The sequence below is a fragment of the Micromonospora sp. CNZ295 genome, from assembly GCF_004217535.1.
The window spans coordinates 838,156-864,634 of sequence record NZ_SHKZ01000001.1; the positions used below are offsets into that span (position 1 = coordinate 838,156).

The 26,479-nt window shown below is 72.4% G+C and carries 26 protein-coding genes and 1 tRNA gene; 9 read left to right on the forward strand and 18 right to left on the reverse strand.

Features of this window, described 5'->3' with window-relative positions:
- The first annotated feature begins 217 nt into the window (after positions 1-217).
- Positions 218-553 (forward strand): hypothetical protein, encoded by a 336-nt coding sequence (locus EV376_RS03925; RefSeq protein WP_130320791.1) that lies wholly within the window; start codon positions 218-220, stop codon positions 551-553.
- Here the strand turns inward: EV376_RS03925 and EV376_RS03930 are convergent.
- The 7 genes from EV376_RS03930 to EV376_RS03960 form a co-directional block, all read right to left on the reverse strand.
- Positions 533-1,984 (reverse strand): serine/threonine-protein kinase, encoded by a 1,452-nt coding sequence (locus EV376_RS03930; protein ID WP_207228502.1) that lies wholly within the window; start codon positions 1,982-1,984, stop codon positions 533-535. The genes EV376_RS03925 and EV376_RS03930 overlap by 21 nt on opposite strands.
- Before the next feature lie 69 nt (positions 1,985-2,053).
- Positions 2,054-2,521, reverse strand: a complete 468-nt coding sequence (locus EV376_RS03935) for a hypothetical protein (RefSeq protein WP_130320793.1) — start codon at positions 2,519-2,521, stop codon at positions 2,054-2,056.
- 205 nt (positions 2,522-2,726) lie between these two features.
- Entirely contained in the window at positions 2,727-6,302 is a 3,576-nt protein-coding gene (locus EV376_RS03940) for an adenylate/guanylate cyclase domain-containing protein (protein WP_130320794.1), read from the reverse strand.
- The gene (locus tag EV376_RS03945) at positions 6,299-7,120 is read right to left on the reverse strand and encodes an MBL fold metallo-hydrolase (RefSeq protein ID WP_130320795.1); all 822 of its coding nucleotides are present in this window, start codon (positions 7,118-7,120) and stop codon (positions 6,299-6,301) included. The genes EV376_RS03940 and EV376_RS03945 overlap by 4 nt, the downstream gene beginning before the upstream one ends.
- Positions 7,121-7,238: 118 nt before the next feature.
- The gene (locus EV376_RS03950; protein WP_130320796.1) at positions 7,239-7,700 is read right to left on the reverse strand and encodes a RidA family protein; all 462 of its coding nucleotides are present in this window, start codon (positions 7,698-7,700) and stop codon (positions 7,239-7,241) included.
- The gene (gene sp36 / locus EV376_RS03955; RefSeq protein ID WP_013736319.1) at positions 7,697-7,852 is read right to left on the reverse strand and encodes a Sp36 family protein; all 156 of its coding nucleotides are present in this window, start codon (positions 7,850-7,852) and stop codon (positions 7,697-7,699) included. Before sp36 ends, EV376_RS03950 begins: the two co-directional genes overlap by 4 nt.
- A gap of 47 nt (positions 7,853-7,899) precedes the next feature.
- Positions 7,900-8,391 carry a hypothetical protein gene (locus EV376_RS03960; protein ID WP_130320797.1) on the reverse strand — a complete coding sequence of 164 codons (492 nt, stop codon included), beginning with the start codon at positions 8,389-8,391 and terminating at the stop codon, positions 7,900-7,902.
- A 344-nt stretch (positions 8,392-8,735) separates the two neighbouring features.
- Between EV376_RS03960 and EV376_RS03965 the strand changes: the two genes are divergently transcribed.
- Genes EV376_RS03965 through bagB form a run of 3 tightly spaced genes read left to right on the forward strand, consistent with a single transcriptional unit; the run spans position 8,736 to position 11,533 of the window.
- Positions 8,736-9,323, forward strand: coding sequence for an Rv0361 family membrane protein (locus EV376_RS03965; protein WP_130320798.1), 588 nt, complete (start codon positions 8,736-8,738; stop codon positions 9,321-9,323).
- 26 nt (positions 9,324-9,349) lie between these two features.
- Entirely contained in the window at positions 9,350-10,327 is a 978-nt protein-coding gene (bagA, locus tag EV376_RS03970; protein WP_130320799.1) for an ATPase BagA, read from the forward strand.
- Positions 10,328-10,381: 54 nt separating this feature from the next.
- Positions 10,382-11,533 carry an ArsA-related P-loop ATPase gene (gene bagB / locus EV376_RS03975; protein WP_207228035.1) on the forward strand — a complete coding sequence of 384 codons (1,152 nt, stop codon included), beginning with the start codon at positions 10,382-10,384 and terminating at the stop codon, positions 11,531-11,533.
- Positions 11,534-11,561: 28 nt separating this feature from the next.
- Here bagB and EV376_RS03980 read toward each other — a convergent pair whose 3' ends face one another.
- Positions 11,562-11,882, reverse strand: a complete 321-nt coding sequence (locus tag EV376_RS03980; RefSeq protein WP_130320801.1) for a WhiB family transcriptional regulator — start codon at positions 11,880-11,882, stop codon at positions 11,562-11,564.
- Between the two features lie 401 nt (positions 11,883-12,283).
- Between EV376_RS03980 and EV376_RS03985 the strand changes: the two genes are divergently transcribed.
- Positions 12,284-14,704 (forward strand): transglycosylase domain-containing protein, encoded by a 2,421-nt coding sequence (locus tag EV376_RS03985; RefSeq protein WP_130320802.1) that lies wholly within the window; start codon positions 12,284-12,286, stop codon positions 14,702-14,704.
- Between the two features lie 74 nt (positions 14,705-14,778).
- Here the strand turns inward: EV376_RS03985 and EV376_RS03990 are convergent, their stop codons facing one another.
- Positions 14,779-15,234: a GatB/YqeY domain-containing protein gene (locus EV376_RS03990; RefSeq protein WP_130320803.1), complete on the reverse strand. Its 456-nt coding sequence runs from the start codon at positions 15,232-15,234 to the stop codon at positions 14,779-14,781.
- Between the two features lie 25 nt (positions 15,235-15,259).
- Here EV376_RS03990 and EV376_RS03995 point away from each other — a divergent pair, with 25 nt between their 5' ends.
- Both EV376_RS03995 and EV376_RS04000 read left to right on the forward strand, forming a co-directional pair.
- Entirely contained in the window at positions 15,260-16,153 is an 894-nt protein-coding gene (locus EV376_RS03995) for a metallophosphoesterase (RefSeq protein WP_130320804.1), read from the forward strand.
- 230 nt (positions 16,154-16,383) lie between these two features.
- Positions 16,384-16,460: transfer RNA gene (locus EV376_RS04000), tRNA-Pro, on the forward strand.
- A gap of 97 nt (positions 16,461-16,557) precedes the next feature.
- Here the strand turns inward: EV376_RS04000 and EV376_RS04005 are convergent.
- Positions 16,558-17,280, reverse strand: a complete 723-nt coding sequence (locus tag EV376_RS04005) for a VOC family protein (RefSeq protein ID WP_130320805.1) — start codon at positions 17,278-17,280, stop codon at positions 16,558-16,560.
- Between the two features lie 201 nt (positions 17,281-17,481).
- Between EV376_RS04005 and EV376_RS04010 the strand changes: the two genes are divergently transcribed.
- A complete protein-coding gene (locus tag EV376_RS04010) occupies positions 17,482-18,390 on the forward strand; it encodes an META domain-containing protein (RefSeq protein WP_130320806.1) in 909 nt (302 codons plus the stop codon).
- 182 nt (positions 18,391-18,572) lie between these two features.
- Here the strand turns inward: EV376_RS04010 and EV376_RS04015 are convergent, their stop codons facing one another.
- Both EV376_RS04015 and EV376_RS04020 read right to left on the reverse strand, forming a co-directional pair.
- Positions 18,573-19,466, reverse strand: a complete 894-nt coding sequence (locus EV376_RS04015; RefSeq protein ID WP_130320807.1) for a PHB depolymerase family esterase — start codon at positions 19,464-19,466, stop codon at positions 18,573-18,575.
- 117 nt (positions 19,467-19,583) lie between these two features.
- Entirely contained in the window at positions 19,584-20,057 is a 474-nt protein-coding gene (locus tag EV376_RS04020) for a hypothetical protein (protein ID WP_130320808.1), read from the reverse strand.
- Between the two features lie 453 nt (positions 20,058-20,510).
- Between EV376_RS04020 and EV376_RS30695 the strand changes: the two genes are divergently transcribed.
- A complete protein-coding gene (locus tag EV376_RS30695; protein ID WP_486482510.1) occupies positions 20,511-21,167 on the forward strand; it encodes a peptidase inhibitor family I36 protein in 657 nt (218 codons plus the stop codon).
- A gap of 83 nt (positions 21,168-21,250) precedes the next feature.
- On the opposite strand, the gene EV376_RS04030 is transcribed toward EV376_RS30695, so the two are convergent.
- The 6 genes from EV376_RS04030 to EV376_RS04055 form a co-directional block, all read right to left on the reverse strand.
- Positions 21,251-21,829, reverse strand: a complete 579-nt coding sequence (locus EV376_RS04030; protein WP_130320809.1) for a hypothetical protein — start codon at positions 21,827-21,829, stop codon at positions 21,251-21,253.
- Entirely contained in the window at positions 21,826-22,395 is a 570-nt protein-coding gene (locus EV376_RS04035) for an RNA polymerase sigma factor (protein WP_165437947.1), read from the reverse strand. Before EV376_RS04035 ends, EV376_RS04030 begins: the two co-directional genes overlap by 4 nt.
- Positions 22,396-22,544: 149 nt before the next feature.
- Positions 22,545-23,684 carry a hypothetical protein gene (locus EV376_RS04040; protein ID WP_130320811.1) on the reverse strand — a complete coding sequence of 380 codons (1,140 nt, stop codon included), beginning with the start codon at positions 23,682-23,684 and terminating at the stop codon, positions 22,545-22,547.
- A 143-nt stretch (positions 23,685-23,827) separates the two neighbouring features.
- Entirely contained in the window at positions 23,828-24,352 is a 525-nt protein-coding gene (locus tag EV376_RS04045) for a SigE family RNA polymerase sigma factor (RefSeq protein ID WP_130320812.1), read from the reverse strand.
- A gap of 385 nt (positions 24,353-24,737) precedes the next feature.
- A complete protein-coding gene (locus EV376_RS04050; protein WP_130320813.1) occupies positions 24,738-25,412 on the reverse strand; it encodes a hypothetical protein in 675 nt (224 codons plus the stop codon).
- A 54-nt stretch (positions 25,413-25,466) separates the two neighbouring features.
- The gene (locus EV376_RS04055) at positions 25,467-26,075 is read right to left on the reverse strand and encodes a hypothetical protein (RefSeq protein WP_130320814.1); all 609 of its coding nucleotides are present in this window, start codon (positions 26,073-26,075) and stop codon (positions 25,467-25,469) included.
- Positions 26,076-26,479: the final 404 nt, after the last annotated feature.

Below are 26,479 nucleotides of genomic sequence, written 5' to 3' on the forward strand. Positions count from 1 at the left end.
CCTTCCGGTGGACGACAGGGAACTCGTCGAGGTACGGCTCGACCCCCGCCACTTTAGATATCGCGAGCAATGAATGTGCGTCGAGAAAGGCCGTGTATCGGACAACCCACGCGGCGGTGTAACGAAAAGTTCATTGCCGGCGCTGTTTTCTGTCCGTTCCCGACGAACCGCCGGGCGGTGGGTTGACAGCGCGCCCCGGGTCGACATCCTTGGACGGATGACGGTACGCAGGCCCGACGCACGGGTGGTGGCCCTCCTCGCCGGAGTGGGCGCGGCCGCGCTGCTGGTGACGCTGCTCGTACTGCGCCGGCAGGACCTTCTCGCGGTCGTCCTGGCGTTGCTCTGCGTCCTGTTGGCGGCGGTCTGCGCGGTGGCGGTGGCCACCGTCCGCGACGGCCGGGAGCCGCCCGCCGTCCCCGTCTCGCCCCAGCCGGCCGACGGACTCTACGGCGTCGACGCGGACACGCTGGAGTCGATCGACAACCGGGACGCGGTGCGCGCGATGCGGGACCAGTACCGGAGCCGGGAGCTGTCAGCCGACGAGGGTCGGTGACGCGAGCGCGCCCAGCCCGCGGCCGGCCAGGCAGCGGTACGTCCCGTCGGCGCCCGCGGGCGGCAGCACGGCCAGCTTCCACTCCTCGGCCTGCCGGACGCCGCTGGCCAGCCGGAAGGTGACCGGGTTGCAGACCTGGCGGACCGCCGGGTCGCCCGCGATCTCCGCGTAACCCGCCCCGCGCAACGCGTCGGGCAGTTCGCCCTCGGCGTAGCTCTCCCAGGTGTGCTCGCCCGAGCAGGGCACCTGCTCCGCGCGGGCCTGCGCTCCCCGGACCTGCAACGGCCCGAAGCACTCCAGCTCGTCCCCGCACCGGGCGCCCCCGGGCAGCTCGGCGGCCTGCGCGCAGGCCGGTCGCGGGCCGGCGCCGGCGACCAGGTCGGCGTGCGACGGTGGCACCGGCGTGGCGAGGGCGGTGGCCAGCCAGGCGCCGGCACCGGCCGCCGCGGCGAGCGCGACCACCCCGGCGCCGCCGAGGAACCAGCGCCGCCGTCGCCGACCGGCGACCGGCACGGTGGGGTGCTGATCCTCGACCGGCTGGCGCGGTGCCGGCCGGCTCGACCGGCCGACCGCGTACGGGCCGGGCTGCCCGGTTCCGGCCGGGCCACCGGAGAACGGGGCCCCGGCATGGCCGGACACGGTGCCGACGAGCGGGAGGTGGGCCAGCATGTCCCGGAGCTGGGCGGCGGACGGCCGCTCCGCCGGGTCGTTCGACATGCCGGCCCGGAGGATGTCGACCAGTTCCTCCGGCACGCCGGGCAGGCCGGGGATCGGCTGGTGGAACATCTCCAGCACGGTGACCAGGCTCGGGTTGCGCTCGGACCGCCAGCGGGGCGGCCGGCCGTGCATCACGGCGTAGAGGGTGGCGCAGAGCGCGTACACGTCCACGGCCGGCGAGGGCGGGGCGTGGTTGAACATCTCCGGCGGCGCGTACGCCGGGGTCAGCACCTCGAGGGCGACCGACGCGTCGCGCATCTCGGCGACGACGGCCAGCCCGAAGTCGGCCAGCACCGCCGAGTTGAAGTGCGAGTAGAGGATGTTGGCCGGCTTGACGTCGCGGTGCAGCACGCCGGCCGCGTGCGAGTGGGCGATCGCGTCGGCGATCTTGACACCGAGATCGCGGGCCTCCACCGGGCCGAGCGGGGAGGTGCGCATCCGTTCGGCGTACGACCCGTCGCACAGCTCCATGATCAGATAGGGGTGCTGGTCGACCGTGACCCCGACGTCGAAGAGGTCGACCACGTGGGGGTGCGACGACATCCGGCCGGCCGCGCGCGCCTCACGGAGGAACCGGGCCTGGTCCCGTTCGCTGTCGAGCGTGCGGTTCTCCACCTTGACCGCCACCTCGCGCCCGACCGAGATCTGCGTCGCGCGGTAGATGGTCGCGTAGCCACCCCGGGCAAAAACCTTCAAATCGGTCAGACCGGGCACGATCGGCAGCGGCAGGGCGCCGGGCGGGGTCTCGGTCACAGGTCGAAAATACCGAACCGGGAAGGCCGCTCAGCGAACCGCGTCCGCGGCGGGCGAGGAATCGGCCGGGTGATCGCCTGCAGCTGGCGCGGCGACGGGCGCCCGGCGGGCGTCCCACCAGAGGCCGGCGGCGGTCGCCACGGCGCCGAGCCCTTCCCAGGCGGCCACGCCGAAGAACCGGCCCGGCGCGACGTCGGACAGCACCGCGATGGTGAACACGGTGAACGTGACCAGCCGGAACCAGACGGTGAAGCGGTAGAAGGCACGCCACTCGGTGGCCGTCGCGACCAGGTAGTAGACCCCCATGTTGAACGACGCCATCGAGGACGCGGTCAGGAAGGTGCCGGTGTGGTCGCCGGGCGCGCGGGCAGCGGGCACCTCGAAGCCGAGCATCCGCAGCAGCGCCTCCGGCCAGATCAGCCCGACCGCGCCCATGATCAACGCGAGGACGCCGAAGACCGCGATCGTCCAGCCGGCGACGGAACGCGGCAACTTCATCGGATTCCTCCCCGCCCGGCGCGGTCGCACCCCGCGTCCGGTCCCCACACGCTAGCGAGCACCCCCGACACCCAACATCACCAAAACCGCCAATCCTCCCCACCCCCACCCCGGTGATCATGGAGTTGTGGTGCCTCAGGACGGGGCGAAAAACGGCGTAGCGCCCACCACGACTCCATGATCGACGCAGCGGCGGGGGGCGGGCTCAGGGGGGTGGGAGGCGGGTCAGGAGGGCGTCGGCGTTGCGGCGCTCGCTGCGCTGCTCGGTCGCGTACGCCAGGCGGACCGCCTCCTCCGCGCTGGCCCGCGCCTCGGCCGGCCGGCCACACGCGGCGAGCGCCTCGGCCAGCACGCTGGCCGCGATCACCTGGCTGCGCACGTCCTCGGCCGGTGCCGTGACGGCTCGGCGGGCCCAGTCCAGCGCCTGCTCCCGCTGGCCGTAGGCGAGCAGGGCGGAGGCGTACCGGGCCATCGTCTGCCGCCGGGAGAAGAGCATCGCCGGGGCGTGCATCGCGGCGGTGGCCACCGGGGCCAGCAGCCCGACCGCGGTGGCCGAGTCGCCGGCGGCGAGCCGCGCGGTCGCCAGCAGCACCCGGGGTCCCACCTGCGCCGGCGCCTGCGGGTTGTGCGGTTCGACCGCGGTCAGCACCGCCCGGGCGTCCCGCTCGGCGAGGTCGAAGTCGCCCATCTCCAGCGCCACGAAGCCGCGCAGCGTGCCGGCCATGCCGGTCAGCAGCGGGTGCGAGGTGCGCCCGGCGTACGCCAGCGCGTCGGTGAACAGGTCGGCGGCGTGCGCCGGCTCGCCCAGCCCGCGCGCGATGACACCCCGCACCACGAGCGCGAAGCCCCGCCCCCAGTCGTCCGAGACGACGGCGAAGTCCCGGTACGCCCGGCGGGCCAGCCGGTCCGCCTCGGCCAGGTCACCCAGCTCGGCGGTGGCGAACGCCTCCACCGCGCGCAGCGTGCCGACCGCCCACTCCTCGCCGACCCGCTCGCCGAAGGGGAGGAACACCTGGGCGAGGCGGCACGCCTCCCGCAGCCGGCCGGCGAGCAGCCGGGCGAACGCGGTGGTGCCCCGCAGCCAGGCCCGCCCGTACGGGTCCTTCAGCTCCGCGAAGAGCCGCGCGGCCCGGCCGAGCACCGCGTCGGTGCCGGCGAAGTCGCCCCGGGTGGTGGTGACCCAGGCGAGGTTCTGCAGCGACCACGCCTGCCCGCGGCGGTCCTGTACCGCGAGGCTGGTCTGGTACGACGCGGCGAGCCGGCTGCTCGCCTGCCCGAGCCGCCCGGCGATGAAATCGGCCATGCCGAGCCGGCGCATCGCCGAGGCGCGCAGCGTGGGCAGCCCCTGCGCCGTGGCGACCTGCAACGCCTCCTGCCAGCAGGACACCGCCCGGCCCAGATCGCCCATGGTCTGGTGCGCCTGGCCGGCGAGGAGCAGGGCGCTGGCCCGGGTGGCCGCCTCGTCGCCGGCGTTCGCGGCGATCTTCTCGGCGGAGGCGAGCGCGTCGGCGGGGCGGCCGATCTGGAGCAGCGCCCGGGCGTGCACCACCCGGTCGACCGGCGGGACGCCGTCCCGGGCCAGTTCGGCGGCGCGTTCGGCGTACTCGACCGCCAGCGCCGGCTCCCCGACGTGCATCGACCGGCGGGCGGCGCGGCCCAGGGCGGCGACCCCCAGCGGGACCACGGTCCGCGCCGCCGCGTCCGGGCGGAGGCCGACCGCGTCGGCGAGCGCGGTGGCCCGCTCGACGTGCTCGGCCACGAAGTCGTCGCGGGCCGCCTCGGTGAGGCCGCCGGGCGCGGGGGCGCCGGCCGGCGGCTCGGTCGCCGCCCAGCGGGCGAGCGCGGCGTGCCGTTCGGCGAGCTCGGCTTTGCTGACACCGGCGTACGCGGCCTCCCGCATCAACGGGGTGGCGAAGGCGTAGCCGGACCGGCTGCGGTGCAGCATCCGGCGTTGCAGCAGCTCCTCGACGGCGCGTTCCAGTTCGACGGCGACCACCGCCGCCGGGCGGCCGTCCCGGCCGATCCGCTGTTCGCGCAGCGCCTCCAGGGCACCCGGCGGCACGGTGTCGCCGACCACCGCCGCGTCCCGCAGCGCGGAGCGGGCCTGCGGCGGCAGCGCGTCGATACGCGCGGCGAGCACGGCGGCGAGGTCCCGGGAGAGCAGCCGGCTGCCGAGCGAGCCCGGCGCGAGCCGCCAGCCGTTGCCGGTGCCGGCGGTCAGCGCGCCCCGCTCCATCAGGAGGGTGACCAGCTCGGCGAGGTAGAACGGATTGCCCTGGGCGGTGGCGAGCAGGCGGTCGGCGTCGGCCTGCGGCAGCTTCCCGCCGCCGAGGTAACTGGTCAGCAGCCGCGCGGCGTCCGCGCCGCGCAGCGGCGGCAGCGCGTGGACCTCGGCGTCCGCCACCCGGGTCAGCGCGCCCGCGGTGCGGACCAGCTCCGGGCGGCCGAGCAGCAGCACCAGCACCGGCCCGGTGAGGCGGGACAGGGTCACGCCCAGCGCGCGGATGGTCTCGGCGGTGGCGTCGTGCAGGTCGTCCACGATGACCGCCAGCGGCGCCTCGCCGGCGAGGGCGCTGAGCAGGTCGGCGACCGCGTTCGGCACCGCGTCGGAGTCGGCGGCCGGGGCGGTGGTGGTGCTCCACTCGCCCTGGTCCGTGGGGCCCCCGCTGGGCAGCTCCGCATACCCGAGAAGGGCCAGCAACTGCTCGGTGGCGATCGGTGCGGGTTCACCGCCGGCCCGGCCGAGGCGCTGGCCGAGGCGGCGCAGCCGCTCCTCGACGGCGGGGCGGGTGAGCGCGGTGGCCGGATCGGTGGGCAGGCCGACGGCGGCGCGGACCAGGTCCGCGAGGGGCCCGAGGCGGCGCCGCTCGCCGAACGCGGCACAGCGCACGGAGAGCACCCGCGCCCCGGTGTGCGCCGCGAACCGGCCGGCGCCGACGTCGTAGCCGGCGGCGAGGCGCTCCACCTCGGCGGCGAAACGGGACTTGCCGATGCCCGCCTCGGCGGTCATCAGCAGCACCCGGGGCTCGCCGCGGTCGACCACCTCGGCCAGCCGGCCGGCCACCCGCCCGATCTCGGTCTCCCGGCCGACGAACGGCGCCTCGTCGCCGAGACCGGACCGGGTGCCCGGGGCGTCCAGCAGGCCCAGCAGCTCGTACGCCTCGACCGGCTCCCGCTTGCCCTTGAGCCGCAGCGGGCGCAGCGCCCGCCAGGACGCGACGTGCCGGGTGGCGGCGGCGGTCCGCGCGCCGGCGTAGACCGCGCCGACGGCCGCCGCGTCGGCCAGCCGGGCCGCGGTGTTCACCGTGTCGCCGATGACCGTGTACTCGATGGCGGCCTGGATGCCGGCGATCACGTCCCCGGTGTTGAGACCCACCCGGAGACCCAGCGGGGCGCCGCCGCCGCGCTCGTCGTCGAGGACCCGGCGGACCGCGCGCTGCATGGACAGCGCCGCCCGGACCGCCCGCTCGGCGTCGTCCTCGTGCGCGACCGGCGCGCCGAAGACCGCCATGATGCCGTCGCCGGTCAGCTTGTCGACGTGGCCGCCGAAGGTCTTGACCGCGCCGGCGAGCGCGGCGAGCACCCGGTCGGTGACCGCGCCGACCCGCTCCGGGTCGAGGTCCTCCGACCAGGAGGTGAAGTCGGACAGGTCGCCGAAGAGCACGGTCACCACGCGCCGCTCGGCGGCCGGGAGGCTCGCCGCGGCCGGCAGCGCGGCACCGCAGTTGTGGCAGAACCGCGCGCCGGGCACGGCGACGGTTCCGCACACGGGGCAGGTCACGTCTGCTCCAACCCCGCGCGGTCGCCGTCGGATTCCCGGCCCAGGTACTCCAGCTGCGCCCGGACCGACCACTCCGCGGCCCACCACAGCGAGCGGTCGACGTCGGCGTACACCATGGCGACCACCTCGGCGGCGGTGCTGGCGCCGGCGTCCAGCGCGGCCCGGACCTGATCGAGCCGCGCCCGCCGGTGGGCGAGGTAGAACTCCGCCGCCGCGCCGCAGTCGGCCAGCGCCGGGCCGTGGCCGGGCAGGGCCGGGATCCCGGCGTACGTCGAGAGCAGTTCCAGGCTGTCCAGGTAGTCCCCGAGATGCCCGTCCGGATGGGCGACGACGGTGGTGCCGCGGCCCAGGATCGTGTCGCCGGTGAACACCACCCGCTCGCCGCCGTGCTCGGCCAGGAAGCAGACGGAGTCACCGGTGTGCCCGGGCGTCGGGACGAGCCGCAGGTCGATGCCGGGCACGGCGGGCGGCGTACCGCTGCCCACCGGCTCCGCGGCGATGGTGTGGGCGGCGTCCGCGGCGCGCACCGGCACCCCGCCGAGCAGGTCGTGCAGGGGCGCCGAGCCCTCGGTGTGGTCCGGGTGGCCGTGGGTGATCAGGACCAGGCCGATCGGGCCCTGGGCGGCGATGGCGGCGAGGTGCCCCTCGTCGGCCGGCCCGGGGTCGACCACCACGGCCGGCTCGCCGGGGGCGCGCAGCACCCACGTGTTGGTGCCGTCGAGCGTCATCGGCCCCGGATTCGGCGCGCGCAGCAGCGTGACCCACCCCGGCAGCGAGTCCGCGAGAGCCGCCGCCGGTGCCGTGAAGTGCCCGCCCATGGCTGCGATCGTACGACCACCCCCGCCACCCTCCGCGATCTTGCACTCTCGGCCCTTGCTTCCTACCCGTTCAGGGCCTTTGTCGGGCGGAAGTGCAAGATCGCGGAGGAGCGCGGTGCTAGGCCGACACCTCGACGATGACCTCGACCTCGACCGGGGCGTCCAGGGGGAGCTCGGCCACGCCCACCGCGCTTCTGGCGTGCTGGCCCCGCTCGCCGAAGACGGCGGCGAAGAGGTCCGAGGCGCCGTTGATCACGCCGGGCTGGCCGGTGAAACCGGGGGCGCTGGCGACGAAGCCGGTCAGCTTGACGACCTTGACGACGTTCTCCAGGCCGACCAGCGAGTCGATCGCGGCGAGCGCGTTGAGCGCGCACCGCCCGGCCAGGTCCTTGGCCTGGTCGGCGGAGACACCCGCGCCGACCTTGCCGGTGGCGAGCAGCTTGCCCTCGGCCATCGGCAGTTGACCCGACACGTACACGTGCTGGCCGGACTGCACCGCCGGCACGTAGCTGGCCACCGGGGGCACCACCTCGGGCAGCTCGTGCCCCAGCTCGGCGAGCTTCGCGTGCGGCCCGGTCATGCCTTCGGCCGCTTCAGGTAGGCGACGAGCTGCTCGGGGTTCGGGCCGGGAACCACGGAGACCAGCTCCCAGCCGTCCTCGCCCCAGTTGTCGAGGATCTGCTTGGTCGCATGGACCAGCAGCGGGACCGTGGCGTACTCCCACTTCTGCATCGCTGGAAGGCTCTCTTTCGGCGGAGTTCGGCTCTTTCCAGCACAGCCTACGATCCGCCGACGGACCCCGGTGCGGGACGCTGCTCCGGAGCCACCGCCAGGTCGCCGCACGGGCCGGTGTGCTCGTACGGCTGGGGGCACCGGGACCGGTCCGGCAGCAGCAGGTCGCAGAACACCCGGTGCCGGTTGTTCTGGTCGTCCGCCGTGGACACCGTGGTCTCCCCGGCGTCGACCTCGCCGAGGAAGCTCAGCGAGGTGGCGATCGTGCTCGCCAGCGAGGTGGCGGCGGCCAGGTCGGCGACGCGGATCGGCAGGTGCACCACGTACCCGGGTCCCTCCTCGTCCCGGGCGCGGCCGCCGGTCCCGGCGAGGGGATCGCCGGACCGGGCGGGGGCGGGCGGCAGGTCGACCGGCTCGGCGAGCCGGCGATACGACCGCTCGTTCATCGGCAGCCCACCCCCGTCGCCGCCGACGGGCACGCCGAGCCGCCGGACCGCCGGCGGGTACTGGATCCGGGGGATGTTCTCCACGTCGCGCATGCCCTGCCTCCGGCGGTCGTACCTGGTCGAGTCCTCGTCTGTCGGCCCGGCCCCCCGGCCCGGTCCCGCGCCACTTCGAAACGTAGGACGGGGTCAGGAGTCCCGCCAACAGGACGCGCGGCATCGACGAACCAGAAGTCACATATGCGACACGCTGCAGGTGGGAACGGTGATCGCGGCCGGCGCCGACGGCGGCCGTACGGCGGTGACCCGAGCGCGGGACCGACGCCGCGCCGGACCGCCGGTACGACCGCTACCCTTCCGGTCGGAACCGGCGGTTCCACCGCCACCACACGACGCCCGTCGTCTCGCCGAGTCGACGCGGTCCCACCCCCGGGGGAACGATGACCCAGCCACCCAGCGGCGAGCCGGCCGGCCAGCCCAGCGCCCCGGCCGAGGCGGCCACCCCCGCCGTGCCGCGACAGGACCCGTCGGCGATCCCACCGCCGCCCGAGCCCTACCCCCCGCACCAGGGCCCGGAGGCGCCGCGGCGGAAGCGCGGCGTGGTGGTCGCGTCGGTCGCCCTCGCGGTCATCCTGGTCCTGTGCGTCGGCGGCGGCGTCGCCGCCTTCCTCACGCTGCGCACGGCGGAGGCCGGCGAGGGCGCCGAGGAGCCGACGGTCGCGGTCGAGGAGTTCCTCACCGCGGTCTACAAGGACCGCGACGCCGGCAAGGCGTCCGCCCTGGTGTGTTCCGCCGCGCGGGACGACGGGAAGATCGCCGCCAAGGTCGCCGAGGTGGAGAAGTACGCGGCCGGCTACCAGAACCCGCGCTTCCGGTGGAGCGCCCCGAAGGTCGACAACCAGACCGGCGACCGGGCCACCGTCACCACCAAGGTCACCATGACCACCGCCGACGAGAAGATCGCCGACCTCCCGCTGCGCATCACCGTGATCAAGAAGACGGGTTGGTGGGTCTGCGAGGTGGCCTGACCGCGATGCCTGGATAGGCTCGACGGGTGGGAGCAGCGCAGCGAGCGGCCGAGCCGGCCGGCACGGGGTGGCCGGCCCGCCTCCACGTGGTGACCGGAAAGGGCGGCACCGGCAAGACGAGTGTGGCGGCCGCGCTGGCCCTCGCGCTGGCCACCGGCGGCCGGCGCACACTGTTGGTCGAGGTGGAGGGGCGCCAGGGCATCGCCCAGCTCTTCGGCACCGACCCGCTCCCCTACGCCGAGCGGCACCTCACCGACGCTCCGGGCGGCGGTGCGGTGCGGGCCCTCGCGGTGGACGCGGAGGAGGCCCTGCTCGAGTACCTGGACATGTTCTACAAGCTGGGCGGGGCCGGCCGGGCGCTACGCAAGCTCGGTGCCATCGACTTCGCCACGACGATCGCGCCCGGGCTGCGGGACGTGCTGCTCACCGGCAAGGTCAAGGAGGCCACCACCCGCACGGTCGGCCAGCGGCGCGCGTACGACGCGGTGGTGCTGGACGCTCCGCCGACCGGGCGGATCGGCCGCTTCCTGAACGTCACCGCCGAGACGGCGCGGCTGGCCCGGGTCGGCCCGATCAAGACGCAGAGCGAGGGGGTCGCCGCGCTGCTGCGGTCCCCGATGACCGCCGTGCACGTGGTGACGCTGCTGGAGGAGATGCCGGTCCAGGAGACGATCGACGCGATCGCCGAGCTGACCTCGCTCGGCTTTCCCGTCGGGCGGGTCATCGTCAACGGCACCCGGCCACCGCTGCCGGTCGGGCACGCGGTCACCCCGGCGGAGCTGTCCCGCGGGCTGCTCGCCGCCGGCCTGCCCGCCGACGAGCGGACCGTGGCCGGGCTGGCCGCGGAGGCGCGCGACCAGGTGGTCCGCCGCGAGCTGGAGGACTCGTTGCGGACCGACCTGGTGGAGTTGGGGTTGCCGCTGGTGGAGTTGCCGCTGCTGCCCGACGGGGTGGACCGGGCCGGGCTGGACCGGCTGGCCGAGGCGCTCCTCGGGGCGGATTGACGCACACCCTCCGCCGGCCCGGACGCGCGGGCGGACCGGGCCCGATACGCTCGATTGGTGCCTTCCGACAACGTGGCGCCGCCGCTGGACGTCGACCGGATCCTCGCCGATCCGGGCGTACGGATCGTGGTCTGCTGCGGGGCGGGCGGGGTGGGCAAGACGACCACCGCCGCCGCGCTCGCGCTGCGGGCCGCCGAGGAGCACGGCCGGCGCACCGTGGTGCTCACGATCGATCCGGCCCGCCGGCTGGCCCAGTCGCTCGGGCTGACCGAGCTGGACAACACGCCGCGCCAGGTCAAGGGCATCGACGCGGAGGCCAGCGGCGGCGAACTGCACGCCATGATGCTGGACATGAAGCGCACCTTCGACGACGTGGTGCTCCAGCACACCGATCCGGCGAAGGCGGCGGAGATCTTCGCCAACCCGTTCTACGCGGCCATGAGCTCCACCTTCGCCGGCACCCAGGAGTACATGGCGATGGAGAAGCTCGGGCAGCTGCACGCCCGGGGGGAGTGGGACCTGATCGTGGTGGACACGCCGCCCTCCCGGTCGGCGCTGGACTTCCTCGACGCGCCGGCGCGGCTCTCCCGCTTCCTGGACGGCCGGATGCTGCGGCTGCTGCTGGCCCCGGCCCGCACCGGCGGCCGGAGCATGTTCACGTTCGTCACCGCGGGCTTCGGGATGTTCTCGAAGATCGTGCAGAAGGTGCTGGGCGCCCAGTTGCTGACCGACCTCTCCGGTTTCGTGGCCGCGCTCGACTCGATGTTCGGCGGCTTCCGGCAGCGCGCCGAGCAGACGTACCGCATCCTGCAGGCCCGGGAGACGGCGTTCCTGCTGGTCGCGGCGCCGGAGCCGGACGCGGTCCGGGAGGCCGCGTACTTCGCGGGCCGGCTGCGGGAGGAGAAGATGCCGCTGGCCGGCCTGGTGCTGAACCGGGTGCACCGCCCGGCCGTGCCGGAGCTCGGCCCGGTCGAGAGCCTGGCCGCCGCGGAGCGGCTGGCCGGGCAGGCGGGCCACGAGGGCACCGCCGAGGTGCTGCGGGCCCACGCCGTGCTGGCCCAGCAGGCGGTACGCGAGCAGCGGGTGGCGGCCCGCTTCTTCGAGGCGTTCCCGTCCGTGCCGATGGTGTCGGTGACGGCGCAGCCCGCCGACGTGCACGACGTCGACGGGCTACGGACGATCGGCGCGGCGATCAGCCAGCCGTGACGCGGCCGGCGGGCCGGCCGCGCCGGGCTCAGCCGACCGTGGCGGCCAGGACCTTGTCCTTGGCGGCCTTCTCCTTGGCGTTCTTCCGCATCGCGGCCTCGAACATCTTGCGCCAGCTCGTGACCTGCGGGTGACGGCGCAGCAGCGCCCGCCGTTCGCGTTCGGTCATGCCACCCCACACACCGAACTCGATCCGGTTGTCGAGCGCGTCGGCCAGGCACTCGTACCGGACTGGGCAGCTCCGGCAGATCCGCTTGGCCACGTTCTGTTCGGCGCCCTGTACGAACAACGCGTCCGGGTCCCCGTTCTGACATGCCGCCAGTGACGGCCAGTCAGTGATCATGCCCATGTGTACACGTCCCCCCTTGCAGTACTACCGACCCCGTCGCGGACCAGCCGGCTGTTTCCCCCCGATCGCCCGGCCTGCCTTCCCCAAGGCGACACGGACGACATATGGCACGTCGCCGCCCCCATCATGCTCTGTAGTCACCCGATTACGCAACGTTGTCGGCCAAATCCATCATTCCGGACACTCCCGGCTTCCCGGGCTGGTGCCCGCCGCTTACCCCGGCCGGGTCGCCGAAAACGCTGCGCGCCCTCCCTTCGGCGAGGGAGACTCGGCCCCGGATCACGCAACCTCGCACCGGGGGTCGTGCGTTTAGCACAACGAGGACGGCGCGCGCAGGAAATGGGGAAAAGACGCCCCGCGCCCCTCGTTGCCTGTTCGCGTACCCTGTCGAGGTGACCTGGATGCGGAAACGTGACCACAATGTGCTGACCAACGCCGCATCGCTACTCATCTGTGGCCTGTTGGCCGGCGTGGTGGTGGCCGCGGCGGCCTTCCCCGCAGTGGCGATGTCCGGCCTGGCCGCGAAGGCCGGTGCCGAGACGTTCGGTGCGCTGCCTACCGAGCTGACGGTGAAGCGGGCGCCGCAGATCAGCTACCTGTACGCCGCGGACGGCAAGACGCCGCTGGCGACGATGTACGACGAGAACCGCCGCGACGTCAAGCTCAAGGACATCGCCCCGGTCATGCAGAAGGCGATCATCGCCGCCGAGGACCACGACTTCTACAAGCACAACGGGGTCGACCTCAACGGCGTCGCCCGGGCCTTCGTCAACAACAGCTCCGGCACCGCCGACCGGCAGGGCGCCTCGACGCTGACCATGCAGTACGTCCGGCTCGCCATCGCGTACTCGGCGACCCACCCGGCCGACGTCGTCGCCGCCACCGAGGACACCAGCGCCCGCAAGCTGCGCGAGATGCGCTACGCCATCCAGATCGACAAGGAACTCTCCAAGGACGAGATCCTCGAGCGCTACCTGAACATCGCCGCGTTCGGCAACGGCGCGTACGGCATCTACGCCGCCAGCCAGGTCTACTTCGCCAAGCCGCCGAGCAAGCTCACCGTCCCCGAGGCGGCGATGCTCGCCGGCCTGGTCAAGGCGCCCAGCGCGTTCAACCCGACCACGCGTAGCGGCCACCCCCAGGCGGTGGCCCGCCGCAACTACGTCATCGACAACATGGTCGAGACCGGCGCCATCAGCAAGGAGGAGGCCGAGCAGGCCAAGGCCACCGAGCTGAAGGTGGTCGGCAAGCGGGCGCCGAACGGCTGCGTCGACACCACCAAGAAGGAGTGGGGCTTCTTCTGCGACTACTTCTACCGCTGGTGGATGGGGCAGGAGGCGTTCGGCTCGACCTCGTACGACCGCGAGCGCCGGCTCAAGAGCGGCGGCTTCACGATCATCACCACGATGGAGCCGCAGGCCCAGAACGCCGCCGACCGCGCCGTCCGCAAGAACCTGCCGGTGACCAGCAAGGCCGCCCGGATGGTCGCCGTGGTCGAGCCCGGCAGCGGCAAGGTGCGCGCGCTCTCGGTCAACCGCAACTACAAGCTGGACGACCCGAAGAAGCCAATCAACAAACCGCACAGCGACCCGAAGAAGCGGAAGGCGGGCCTGCGGGGCAACTACCCCAACACCGTCAACCCGCTGCTCAGCGGCGGTGACGGCATCACCGGGTACCAGGCCGGCTCGACGTTCAAGATGTTCACGGTCGTCGCCGCGCTGGAGAAGGGCATCCCGCTCAGCTACACGATCAACGCGCAGAAGCAGTTCCGCTCCGACTACATCATCCAGCGGAACTCGCCGGCGGCCTGCCCGGGCACGCACTTCTACTGCCCGACCAACGCCGCCGACAGCATGGCCGGCGTGCACAACATGTGGAGCGCGTTCGGCCGCTCGGTCAACACCTACTTCGTCCCCCTGCAGCAGCAGGTGGGCGCGGAGAACGTCGTCAAGGCCGCCAAGAAGCTCGGCATCACCTTCCGTGCCCAGGAGGACCTGGACCTGGAGAAGGGTGCCCACCAGTGGGGCGCCTTCACCCTCGGCGTCTCCCAGACCATGCCGCTGGAGCTGGCAAACGCGTACGCCACCCTCGCCGCCGACGGCAAGTACTGCGAGCCGATCCCGGTGCAGGAGATCCGCGACCCGGAGGGCAAGAAGCTCGACATCGCCAACCCGCGCTGCGAGCAGCGGATCAGCACCGAGGTCGCCCGGGCGGCCGTGGACGCCGCCCGCTGCCCGGTCGGTGACCGCTCGTCGACGTCCCGCTGCACCGGCGCGACCGCCGGCGAGGTCAAGAACATCGTCAAGGCCCCGGTGGCTGGCAAGTCCGGCACCACCGACAAGGACAAGACGTCCTCGCTGGTCGCGATGACCAAGCAGTACGCCGTGGCCGGCATCATGGCCGACCCGGACTGGCCACAGACCAACCAGAGGATGGGCCACAAGGAGCCGAACGGCATCAACCGACCGGTGCAGGAGACCCTGCGGGACGCCATGCAGGGCAAGGAGCGGATCAACTTCACGCCGCCCGGCAGCAAGATCCGCGACGGTGACCAGCGACGGATCCCGGACGTCAAGTGCGTCAGCGTGGAGCAGGCGAAGTCCCGCATCAAGGGCGCCGGCTTCGACCCGGTCGTCTCCAACAACAAGGTCCCGTCCAGCTGCCCGGCGAACACCGCCGCAGGCACCAGCCCGCAGGGCCGCACCATCAAGGGCGGCGTGGTCATGATCGAGGTCAGCTCCGGCCAGGGCGGGACTCCGCCGACACCGGGCACCGGGCAGCCGCCGACCAACCCCGGTCGCCCGCCCGGCCGCGGCGACTAGCGCACCCGCACGACGAACGGGCGGGCACCCGCTGAGGGTGCCCGCCCGTTTCGCGTTACGTGGGATGCGGAAGCTCAGACGGCGAGCTGCCGGCGTACCTCGGCGGCCACCCGGCCACCCTCGGCCCGGCCGGCCACCGCGGCCTGGGCGGCCTTCATGGCCGGGCCCATCTGGCCCTTACCGGCGAAGCCGCCCGTGGCGAGCGCCCCCGCGACCACCTCGGCCAACTCCTCGTCGGAGAGCTGCTTCGGCAGGTACCGCTCCAGCACCTCACCCTCGGCGGTCTCCTTCGCTGCCTGCTCGCCGCGCCCGGCCTCGGCGAACGCCGCCGCGGCCTCGCGCCGCTTCTTGGCCTCCCGGGTGAGCACCGCGAGCACCTCGTCGTCGGTCAGCTCGCGCTTGGCCTTGCCGGCGACCTCGGCGGTCCCGACGGCCGCGAGCGCCATCCGCAGGGTGGAGGTGGTCAGCTCGTCGCGCGCCTTCAGCGCGGTCCGCATGTCCGCGGTGAGGCGGTCCTTCAACGTGCCCATGGACGGTCAAACTACCCTGATCGCCATGCGAAAGCGCACCCTATTCCGGCTCGCCGCCGGGACCGCCGCCGTGGGCGCGGCCACCCTGGCGTACGCGTCGCTCGTCGAGCGCAACTTGTTCACCCTGCGGCGGTACGACGTGCCGGTGCTGCCGGCCGACGCCGAGCCGCTGCGCATCCTGCACCTGTCCGACCTGCACATGACGCCCGACCAGCGACGCAAGCAGGGCTGGGTGTCGTCGCTGGCCGGGCTGGACCCCGACCTGGTGGTGGTCACCGGCGACAACATGGCCCACCCCGCCGCGGTACCCGGCGTGCTGCGCGCCCTGCAGCCGCTCCTCGACTACCCGGGCGCCTTCGTCTTCGGCTCAAACGACTACACCGGCCCGGTCTGGAAGAACCCGTTCACCTACTTCCTGCCGGACCGGGAGTACACCGAGGGGGCGGAGCTGCCGTACGACGAACTGCGCGACGTGTTCACCGGCGCCGGCTGGGCCGACCTGAACAACGCCCGCACCACCCTGAAGGCCGGCGGGCGGCTCGTCGAGCTGGTCGGCGTCGACGATCCGCACATCGAGCGGGACGACTACGCCTCGGTCGCCGGCCCGGTCTCGCCCTCGGCGGACCTGTCGATCGCGCTCAGCCACTCCCCGGAGCCGGCGGTGCTCGACCAGATGGCGGCGGACGGGTTCGGGCTGCTGCTCGCCGGGCACACCCACGGCGGCCAGGTGTGCGTACCGGGCGTCGGGGCACTCGTGACGAACTGCGGGCTTCCCCGCTCGATGGCCAAGGGCCTGCACCGCTGGCCCGGCTCGGACGCGTGGCTGCACGTCTCGGCCGGCCTGGGCACCCACCCGACGGCCCCGGTCCGCTTCGCCTGCCCACCGGAGGCCAGCATCCTCACCCTGATCCCCCGCTGACACCGCCCGTCCCGCCGCCTGTACCGGCGCCCGGTCCGTCCCGGGCCCGGCGCCCGGTCTGTCCCGGACCCGGGCCCGGGACGGGGCACTACTTCGGGGAAGTGGTGGCCTCCTGGCGTCGCCGAGACCACTGCTTCCCCGAAGTTGTGCGGATCTTGCGGGTCGCCGGGCGGCGGGGGGTACCGAGTTTGACCCGTCGAGCAGGTGGGCTACTATTTGTCGGCACGCCTCGGGGTGTGGCGCAGTTTGGTAGCGCGCTTCGTTCGGGACGAAGAGGTCGTCGGTTCAAATCCGGCCACCCCGACCAGAGGTAATCGCAGGTCAAGGCCCCTCCGCAGAGGGGCCTTGATTCGTTTCCGGCGACGACGGCGCGCCCGTCGAACGTCGGAACGGGACGGCGACCGTCACCCCTGATCGAGGTTCCACACCAAGCAGAAGGGCTTGCCGGCGGGATCGGCGTACACCCGCCAGTTGTCGCCCTCGCCGGGCAGCCGGGTGGCGCCGAGCGCGAGCGCGGCCGGCTCCGCCGCTGCCACGTCGTCGACCCGCACGTCGAGGTGGATCTGCTGCGGGTGGGCCGGATCGGGCCAGCGCGGCGGCGAGTACTCGGCCACCTGCTGGAACAACAGCGGCTGGGCGCCGTCCTCGCCGATCATCGCCATGCCGTCGCCCTCGTAGGTCACCGGCTTGCCGAGCAACTCCGCGTAGAACACGCTCAGCGCCTTGGCGTCGGGGCAGTCCAGCATCACGCCCATCAGGGTGGTGCGTGGGTCGTCGGGGTTGAGGCACAGGTCGAACGGGTGCCCGGCCGGGTCGGCCATGGTGTGCCACCGCTCGTTGCGACGCAACAGCGTCGCGCCGAGCTCCTGCGCGCGGTCGGTGGCCGCCGCCAGGTCGGGCACTCGCAGGTCGAGATGCGCCTGCTGGGGGTGGGCGGGATCCGGCCACCGGGGTGCCACGTGATCCGGTGCGAGCTGGACCGCCGTCCGCCAGCCGTCGTCGGTGGTCATCGTGATCCACTCGTCGTCGGCATAGACCTGCTTCCACCCGGCCAGCTCCTGGTAGAACCGGGCCAGGCCGGCGATGTCACGGGTGTCCAGGACGACGGTCCGCAAGGTGCCGATCATGGTTTCCTTCCCTCCGTTGGGCGTCTGCACATGATTGCCCGCCGGTACGACAGGTAACCGGTGCGGCAGCCGCCGGCCGGCTCGAGCGGCGGTCGTCGTCCCGGCTCCGCAGCCTCGTCCCGGAACCGTCCGACCGGCGGCAACGTCACAACACCGGGGCGCCGAGCGGGTGCCAGGCGACTGAACGGGCTGGAGGGGTCGATGCGCCGGAACAGCTACCTCATAGCGACCATCACCGGAATCGCGTTGCTGCTCGCCGGCTGCGGGGGCGACACCGGTCCGGTCGTGCCCGCCCCGGCCGACCCACCCGGCGCCGCGCCGGTGCCCCGGCAGGAGCCGACCGGGCTGGTCGGGATGTGGGCGGTGACCGGGCGCGGCGTCGAGGCGGACACCGTACTGCGGCTCGCGGACGACGGCCTCATGGTGTTCCGGGGGTGCGAGATGCTCTTCGGGCAGTGGCGGGCCGACCAGAGCGGGCTCTTTCTCGCCGACGTCCACGGTGCCTCGACAACTGACGACGGCCGGTGCGGCGCGGCCGGGCGCCCGCGGACGCCGGACTGGCTGGCGCGGGCCGAGGGGTTCCGGGCCGACGGCCAGGCCCAGCTCCTCCTCGGCGTCGACGGCACCGAGCTGGTCCGGCTGCGGCCGGGCGCACGGCCGCAGGGCGGCCCGGACGTCTACCAGCCGTGGCTGGAACCGCCGACGGTGACCGAGGAGCTACGCCGGCAGCTGGCGGTCGCCCCGGCGCTGTCCGCCGGCCTGGTCGCTGCCGACCGGAGGGCACTGGTCGGCCGATGGCTGCCGGTCAGCGGGGCCGACGGCCGGAAGCCGGCGCCCGGGCCGGGCGGCTGGCCGGTGCCGCCGTACGCGGAGTTCGCCGCCGACGGCACCTGGCAGGCCTCCGACGGCTGCAACCGCACCGGTGGGCGCTGGGCGGTCGGCCCGGCCGGCGCACTCGCCGTGACCGGCGGGGTGAGCACCTTGATCGGGTGCGAGAACGTGCCGGTCGGCACGTGGCTGACGACTGCCCGACAGGCCGCCCTCGACGGCGAGATGTTGGTGCTTCGGGACGCGGCGGGTGCGGAGACCGGCCGGCTGCGGCGCGGCTGACCGGCCCGGCCACGGCGGGCCGCCCGCCGAGCCGCGGTGCGCCGGCGGCCCGGCTGCGGCGCGGCTGACCGGTCCGGCCGCGGTGAGCCGCCCGCCGAGCCGCGGTGAGCCGCCGCGCAGCCGCAGTGAGCCGGCCGCACGGCGTGGTGTGAGTCAGCCGGCCCGGGAACCCCGCCGGACGATCAGCGCTTCGGATGCGCCACGAAGAATTCCCAGATCACGTCGGTGGCGTTGAGGGCGGGCGCCGGATCGCCCAGCCCCACCTCGGCGCCGCCCGGCCAGCGGTGGCCCATGCCGTTGACCGTGTACCCGACGATCTCCATACCACCCGGGCAGGTCGACGTCGTGCGGTTGACCGTCTTTCCCTTGTCGACCCAGACCGGTGGCCCGTCGGTGCAGCCGTACGCGCGGCGCCATTGGCCGAGGCGGATCTCCAGCGCGTTCGCGGTGCGGTCGTCGGCGCCGATGATCGACAGTAGGGAGACGGCGCGGGCCGGCCGCTCCGCGGTGGAGTCCGGCTTCTGGCCGCTGATCAGGCCGCCGCTGACCGGCGCGACCGCCGCGAACAGGTCGGGTGCCTCGGCGGCCAGCCGGTACGACATGGTCGCACCGGCCGACATGCCGGTCGCGTAGATCCGGCTCGGGTCCGCGTCCCACCTCTCGACCAGGTGCTCGACCATGGCCCGGATGAAGCCCACGTCCTCGCTGCCGCCGCAGCACGGGTAGGCGACCAGGAAGTCCTCCGCGTCGGCCTTGGCGTCGAGGCGCGTCATCCGCCGCATCATCGCCGGGTCGGCGGCCCGGTAGTGGACGGCCACCACCAGGGGCAATTTCTGCCCGGGACGGTAGCCGGGCGGGGCGTGCAGCTCGTAGCCGCCCGGCCGCCCAGCCAGCGCGAGGGTGTGGTCGCCGGGTCCCGGCTTCTCGGGCGGGGCCGGCGGTGCCGCGCTGGCCGGTGCCCCGGCGGTGCTGGCACCGGTTCGAGGCTCGGCGTCGTCACCGCACGCGGCCGGTGCGAAAAGGACGGTGGCGACGAGCGCCGCGGCAAGGAATCTCCGTGGTCGGACCGGTCCCATCGTGTCTCCCCCGTGGTCGTTGTTACGCGGAAACTAGCTTCGGCCGGGCCTGCCCGCTGTCCCGGTCGGCAACGATCCGGCCACATCCGGACGGCGATCGCGTGCGGTCCCCCGGGGTCAGTCGTGCAGCTCGGTGCGCCGGATCTCGGCGAACGCCGCGGCCAGGTGCGGCTCGAGCGGGGCGCCGGTGGCCGCCAGCAGGTCGGCGACGAGCAGCGGGGCGTGCCGGGCGTACGCGTCGGGGGCGGGCGGGGCCTCGTCGGCGTCCGGGTCGTACAGGCCGAGCGCGCTGGCGAGAAGGACCAGCACCACGTGCGGGTCCACCTCGGCACGCCAGGAGGCGGCACCGCGCACGCAGCGCTCCAGCACCTGGCGTACGTCGTCGCCGGCGAGCCCGTCCGGGTGCCCCAGCTCCAGCAGGGACCGGACCACCGCACCGAGGACCAGCCCGGACCGTTCGGCCGCCGCGAGGCGGCCGGTCGCCAACTCGTACGCCTCGACGTCGCGGCCCTGCGCGGCGCGGACCGCGTCGGCCGCCGCGGCCGCGATCTCGCGGGCCGGTGCGGGCAGGTGCCGCCAGCTCGTGGTCATCGCGCCAGCATCGCAGACCCCTCCGACGGGCCCGCTCCGGTCACCACGCCGATCCGGATTTCTTACCTCGAGCGGGCGACTACTTTCCGTTGGCCGCCACCGGCATCCATCAGGGAATGGGTTCCTCGCGCGGTCACCATCCGTGAAAGCAGAACGGACATTACTCCTCAATGGCTCGCGCACCCAATGTGGTGGGCTCGGAGCGGGGCAGCAAGGGATCGATCGTCATGCTAGAAATAGGCACCCACGTATTTCGGCGACCGTCAATACGTGGGCGTGGCTCACAAGCAGGGAGGAGGGATGGCTACACGGGGGTCCCCATTCCGGAGTGTCGTGTGAAAAACGGCCGCCAAGTGCGGGCGGGCGCTGCTCTCGGTGCCCGTTTCTCTTACTCCAGATGAGAGGAAGGCAAATCCCTTGCGAATTGCATTGAGCAGGTCCGTCAGGACCGGTGTGACCGTGCTGCTGGGCGCTGGAATGCTGCTCCTCGGCGCGCCCGGCACCGGGCACGCCGCGCCTGCCGGCCCGTCCGGGCCGCCCGCGGCCCCCAGCGTCGGCTACAACTGGGACCAGACCGCGACGCCGCCTACCGCAGCCCAGCGGCAGCGGGGCATCGATGAGATCCTCACTCGTATGCCCGGTGCTCGTCAGCTCGACGCACGGACCGTCGAGCTTCAGCCCGGCCTGCGGATGAAGTTCCGGGACACGGCTGAGGAGCGGGCGACAGGGGAGTTCGCTGCCGCCGCCTTTGTCTGCAACGTCGGAAACACCTGCGCGTACAGCGATCGACAGTACGGTGGGGAGGAGCTCAACTTCTATTACTGCAGCCGGCGGTACAACCTGGGCAACGTTCCATTCCCGGGTGGCGGCTGGTGGAATGACAAGATTTCCTCGATCAAGAACAATCAGACCAGTGGCACCTGGTCCTACTTCTACAACTACGTCGGCGGCGGCTCGTGGAAGCGGATCCTGTCCCTCAAGTCGGGCAACCAGCTGTCGAATCTGGCGCTGGACAAGGTCGAGGGCGGTACCGGTAGTCCGAACGACATGATTGATGGCGTGCACACCTGCGGCGCCGTCCCGTCACCGTGGACCCCGAACTACCCCTGAGCCTTCCGGCCCAGCACGTGCCCGGACGATCCCTGCATCGTCCGGGCACGTGCGTGCCGAGCACCGAGCCGAGCCGGTGGAGATCAGGCCGGCGGGCTCGCGTTCGGTTCGGGCGCCACCAGCATCCCCACGGACCCGCATGTCTCGGCGGCATTGCCGAACTGGTCACCGTCGACGACGAGCACCAGGGCGCCCCAGCCGACGGCGGGCCCCGTCGAAGCGAAGGGAGTGCGGGCCGGCTCGATCTGCTTGACGCAGGCGAACAGGTGCTTGGGTGCGTTCTCGCCGAACACCCTCTGCCAACCCCGGCGGCAGGCGTCGACCGGTGACTCCCCGTCCCGCGCGACGGCCTCGCCCATCCGGTGCATCCCGGCCGTGGCGCACATGAACGAGCCGGACTCGGGCAGGGCCTCCGGCGGAGCGGTGGCCGCCTGGTACCCGCCGAGGGCCGCCGTCGCCCCGCCGGCCAACAGCGCACCGAGCGTCACCGCTGCGCCGACTGTCCACCGTCGCGCCACCCGTCGGCGGCCGGTGGCCGGTCGCGGCTGGTCCAACACCGTCCGCAGCAGGCGTTCACCCTCCGGGGTGCCGACGAAATCGACGTCCGGCCGGGGACGGATCGCCCTGACCAGGTCTTCCACGCGGTTCGTACCGACCTTCATCGCTGCTCCCCCAGACGAATGACAAGACGAGGATCGTTCGCGCCACGCTCGTCGGCGGCGTCCTGGGCTTCGTAGGCCGCACGAAACCGGCGCCGGGCCCGGTGCAGTCGGACAGCGAACGTCGGTCCCGTGCACCCGAGGACCCTCGCGGCCTCCGTGGCCGTCAGGTCGTACCAGTAGCGGAGCAGGAGGACCTCGCGGTAGCGCTCCGGCATCGCGGCGAGCACCGCGGCGACCTCGGCGCCCTCGACGAAGCCGTGGCCGCCGTCGGTGCGGTCGACCGCCGCGTTGGCCCGCAAGCGCTCCCGAAGAGCCAGGTGGTCGATGCCGCGTCGGTGCTGGGCCTGGATGATCCGCCGCGCCACCCCGAACAGCCAGGCCCGTTCCTCGCCGACCCGCACTTCGGCCAGTCGACGCCAGGCGACGGTGAAGACCTCGGCGACCACGTCGCGGGCGTCCTCGACCGGGAGCCGGTGACAGGCGTACGCGAAGATCGAGTTGCCGTGCTGGTGGAACAGGTCCGCCAGCCGCTGTCGATCAGGAAGTTTCTCGTCTCCGTCCGGCACCATTCCTCCAGTTGGTGAGCTGACACCAGTACTTGTCGCCGCCGGCACGAACTCTTACCGAATGGCCCTCCCGGTCTGACAGATCGGGCACGATCTTGACGGTTCGAAACGGAGACGGGCCCCGGAGCGACGCTCCGGGGCCCGCACCGTCAGTAACGACCGATCCAGGTTGCCGCGCGCCACTTTCCTTCTTGCGCGTTGTCCGGCAACGTCGTGCAGGTGCCGGCCGTCAGGTCGCAGCGTGCGGTGGCGCTGCTGCCTTCGGCGTTGTCGGTGAGCAGGACCTCGGATCCGGTGAGCCAGGAAGGGTTCTTCCCGTCCGCGGGCCAGGTCCGGACCTGGTTCTGCGTGACGTCGAGGACACCGTAGTGCTGCGGGTTGTCGCCGCTGCCCCATTCGACTGCCACGAACCGGCCATCGGGCGAGACGTTGCTGATGGAACGCCAACTGTCGCAGTGTGCGGCGGTCAGTTTCGCGTCGGTGTCGAGCTTCTGGAGGCAGCCTTTGGTTTCGTCGATGGCGACCAGGCCGCCGTTGACGGCGATCGCTCCCCCGTGCACGTTGATGGGCTCGCCCCTGCCGGTCCACGGGGCACGCCAGGCGAGGCTGGCCGGGTCTTGGGGGGCGCCGGTGAGCAGGATGGCGTGGTTGGACGCCCAGGCGGCCTGGGTGAAACGGCCGGGGAGCCGTTGCCTGACCTTGCCGGTGGTGACGTCGACCAGTTCAACGGCCGGTTCGATGCCCGGTGTGCCCTTCCCGACCCAGGTGCTGACGGCGATCAGGGCGCCGTCCGGGGAGACGGTGACGCTGCTGGCCTGCGTGGCGTGGTGAACGTCGCGGCGGGTGTTGTCGGGCGCTACGAGCACGATGTGCACGTCGTGCAGGCCGTCTGCGCCGTCAGTTCCGGGGCCGGTCAGGGCGACGAATGTTCCCTGGCTGCGCTGGGCGAGCAGGTGCACGGCCTTGGTGGTCTTGTTGCTGAAGCGGATGGGTCCGGTTGCCGTGACGAGGGTCGGGTCGGTGGCGACGTCCGGGCCGAGGCCTGGGTCCAGGGTATGGGGGACGGGCGGGTCGGCGGGCTTGCCGGCGCTGAGCTGGCTGAAGCTGGCCGGCTTGGGGTCGGTGACGTTCAGGGCCCACAGGGGGTGCGTGCCGTCGGTTGCCGCCCGGGTCGAGCCGGTGGGCGAGGGCGGTCCGGCAGTCCGTGTCTGCTGGCTCAGGTGCGGAACGCCCACGGTGATGCCGACCACGACGCCGGTTACGGCCAGGCTCGACGCCGCGACGAGCACGGCGGGGTGCAGGCGACCGAGACCGAACCCGGCGGTCTTGCGTCGCGCGGTCTCGGCGGGGTTCCGCAGCCGCGAGGCTTCGGGCTCGACGTGCTCGGTTGCCCTGGTCAGCATGGTCCGCAGTCGCCTCTCAAGTTCGTCCATCACTTTGCTCCCTCTCGTGCCCGGACCATGTCGTGTCCGGCCAGCGCTGCCGCGAGTCGGGTGTGCGCGCGGTGCCCGCTGGATTTGACGGTGCCCGCGCTGATGCCGAGGACGCGGGCGATGTCGGCTTCTCCGAGGTCGCACCAGTACCGGAGCACCACCACTTCGCGCTGCCGTCGTGGCAGGGTCTGGACCAGATCCCAGAGCCACCGGTCTGGCAGGTCGGCGGCGGGTCCGGTGTCGTCGCGCTGCGCCAGACGCGGAGCGAAACGTCGGGCTACGGCGCGGCGGCGTTGCAGGCTGCGAGACCGGTTCACCACCGCGGTCCTGGCGTACGCCACGGCGGTGTCTTCGCGGACATCGACCCACTTGCGGTAGATCTCGATCAGCGTTTCCTGGGCGATGTCTTCGGCGTCCGAGAGGTTGCCGATGAGCAGGTAGGCCAGACGTACCAAGTGTTTGCCGTTGTGCTGGAAGAAGCGGGTAAACGTGACGCGCTCCTCCACGGAGATGTCACCTGCCATCCTCAACCACCCTGCCTCTTCGACCTCATGTAACCGTTACGCCCGAGCGGGAGTTCGAGTTGTCGCCGGTTCGGAGAATTTTCGATTTGTTTCTGGGGAAGGCCGCCGGGGCGTTGGGCGCGGCAGCGGCCGGTTGGCGGCCCTGGCGGTGCGTCGCGGCCGGCGCGGCCCGATTGTCGCGGTCAGTGCACCGCGGACGTGCCGTGCCGGGTGGTACGGGCGCATCGTGTAAGCGAAGCCGACGCCGGCCCGGGTGACCCGCCGGGTGGGCACCGGTCCGGTTGGTGAAACGGCCGCGTCCCCCGGCTGCTGTCCGCGATGACGCGAACGGTAGCCAAGGGACTCGACACTCGCCGTCCATGGTGAGTGGTTCAGGGGGCTGGGTTCAGCCGAACAGCTTCTGGTCGAAGGCTTCCTGCCACGGCTGCACGCATCCGCGCCAGGCGGTGTCGTACCTCGCTACGGCCGCGATGGCGGTGGCGGTGGCACCGTGCTCGGCTTCGGCGATGTCCTGCGGAACCACGAACGGGTTGGTGTCGACCGCGAAGCCCGCACGCTGCATGCAGGTCACATAGTCCTTCGCCGCGGCCTTGACCTCGGGGCTGTTCGCGGCGGCGCGCTGCAGCTCGGCGATCTTGGCCTGCCCGGCGGCCCCGCCCGACGCCTCGAAGTCGATCTTCGCGCTGCAGTCGTTCACGGCGTCACCCCATGCACCCTGCTCCGCGACGGACATCTTCGCGACCACGGCGGCGTTGGGGTCGTCGGGGGTCGCCGCGGTGCGCGCGGCGATGTCGTTGCGGATCTTGTCGGTGAGCTCGCCCTTGTCGACGACGCTGAACGCGTCGATGATGTCCGACTTCGCGAGACCGCCGTTGAAGGGCAGGCCCTTCTCCTTCATGCAGGAGGCGAGCTTCTGGTTGGTCTGTCCGTAGGAGTCGAGCAGCTTCTCGGCCTGTGCGGTCGGGCCTGGCGCCGGGTCCGCGGTAGCAATTCCCGCAAATGCCATCAGACCGACGGCCGCAGCAATTCCGGAAAGAGCCAGCACGTTACGAATTGTCATTTACCACTCCAGATTCAGGTACGACACAGAATTGGGATGCTGACCTGGTCCCGGTTAGCTCTGGACCGTCATCTTGGTGCTCGACGCCCCGTAGATCGGCTGGTCGTAGAGGCTCTTCAGGTAGGTGCGGTCCGTCTGGTTGATCTTGATGCAGCCGGCGGACTTGTAGTTCGCTTCCGTCCAGCTGCCGCCGTTGCCTCCCTGCGAGTGAATGAACAACTCGGTACGGGTAACGGTGCCTTTCGAGCACAGCTTGTTGCCCAGGTTCCAGACGGAGCCCTTGACCACGGTGCTGCTCGTCTGGTGATTCACCTCGTACCGCGGGGTGTAGGAGCCGTTGGGCAGCCATCCCTTGTTGCTCACGCAGTCATCGCTGGTCCCGTCGCCGGAGCCGGCCTTCATCGTCACCTTCCGCCGGGTCGCCAAGAGCATCGACCCGCAGTAGGCCGCTCCCGAGTAGTAGGTGTAGAGGGTGCCGTACGGAGCGGCGCCCTTGTCGAACGTCATGGTCGGGTTGGCCTTGGCCGCCTGGCAGTCCGCCTGCAGCACATCGGTGTAGGCGCTGGCCGGCGTACCTCCCGTCGTGAGAAACGTCGCGACGGCCACAACGGCAACCAACAACGCGTTCGACAGTTTTTCGAGCGGACCTCTGCTTTGCGACAATGTGCTTCCCTTTCTCGAGCCCAGCTACGGACGATTGCAAATCTTCCAGGTCCCTTGTCTTGCGGGGACTGCAGCATAAAAGAAGGCCGGCGGTTGTCCCGCCGCAAACTCCGCCGGCATCGATGTTAATAAAATGTCCCAGCCGCAAATATCTCAACCTGACGGCTGCGTACCCAACCGCCGGACACGGTCAGCTGAATTCGGCGGCGGCACGAGCCAGCTCCGCAAGCTGCGGGTTGAGCTCCAGGAACGACTTCTCGGCGCGACGACCAGCTTGAACCGTGTCTTCACCTACAGCCCCTTCGGAGCGGGTCGTCACCCCCGTGGCGCGACTCGATGTTCATAGTTGCAATCGTTCGCATAGGGCTCGCACATCGATGGATATAAGTTTCTACCCGGGTTGT

Coding starts and splice junctions, on each gene's coding strand:
- EV376_RS03925 (WP_130320791.1), top strand. CDS start 218: ATGACGGTACGCAGGCCCGACGCACGGGTGGTGGCCCTCCTCGCCGGA.
- EV376_RS03935 (WP_130320793.1), bottom strand. CDS start 2,521: ATGAAGTTGCCGCGTTCCGTCGCCGGCTGGACGATCGCGGTCTTCGGC.
- EV376_RS03945 (WP_130320795.1), bottom strand. CDS start 7,120: ATGGGCGGGCACTTCACGGCACCGGCGGCGGCTCTCGCGGACTCGCTG.
- EV376_RS03950 (WP_130320796.1), bottom strand. CDS start 7,700: ATGACCGGGCCGCACGCGAAGCTCGCCGAGCTGGGGCACGAGCTGCCC.
- sp36 (WP_013736319.1), bottom strand. CDS start 7,852: ATGCAGAAGTGGGAGTACGCCACGGTCCCGCTGCTGGTCCATGCGACC.
- EV376_RS03960 (WP_130320797.1), bottom strand. CDS start 8,391: ATGCGCGACGTGGAGAACATCCCCCGGATCCAGTACCCGCCGGCGGTC.
- EV376_RS03965 (WP_130320798.1), top strand. CDS start 8,736: ATGACCCAGCCACCCAGCGGCGAGCCGGCCGGCCAGCCCAGCGCCCCG.
- EV376_RS03980 (WP_130320801.1), bottom strand. CDS start 11,882: ATGGGCATGATCACTGACTGGCCGTCACTGGCGGCATGTCAGAACGGG.
- EV376_RS03985 (WP_130320802.1), top strand. CDS start 12,284: ATGCGGAAACGTGACCACAATGTGCTGACCAACGCCGCATCGCTACTC.
- EV376_RS03990 (WP_130320803.1), bottom strand. CDS start 15,234: ATGGGCACGTTGAAGGACCGCCTCACCGCGGACATGCGGACCGCGCTG.
- EV376_RS03995 (WP_130320804.1), top strand. CDS start 15,260: ATGCGAAAGCGCACCCTATTCCGGCTCGCCGCCGGGACCGCCGCCGTG.
- EV376_RS04005 (WP_130320805.1), bottom strand. CDS start 17,280: ATGATCGGCACCTTGCGGACCGTCGTCCTGGACACCCGTGACATCGCC.
- EV376_RS04010 (WP_130320806.1), top strand. CDS start 17,482: ATGCGCCGGAACAGCTACCTCATAGCGACCATCACCGGAATCGCGTTG.
- EV376_RS04015 (WP_130320807.1), bottom strand. CDS start 19,466: ATGGGACCGGTCCGACCACGGAGATTCCTTGCCGCGGCGCTCGTCGCC.
- EV376_RS04020 (WP_130320808.1), bottom strand. CDS start 20,057: ATGACCACGAGCTGGCGGCACCTGCCCGCACCGGCCCGCGAGATCGCG.
- EV376_RS04030 (WP_130320809.1), bottom strand. CDS start 21,829: ATGAAGGTCGGTACGAACCGCGTGGAAGACCTGGTCAGGGCGATCCGT.
- EV376_RS04045 (WP_130320812.1), bottom strand. CDS start 24,352: ATGGCAGGTGACATCTCCGTGGAGGAGCGCGTCACGTTTACCCGCTTC.
- EV376_RS04050 (WP_130320813.1), bottom strand. CDS start 25,412: ATGACAATTCGTAACGTGCTGGCTCTTTCCGGAATTGCTGCGGCCGTC.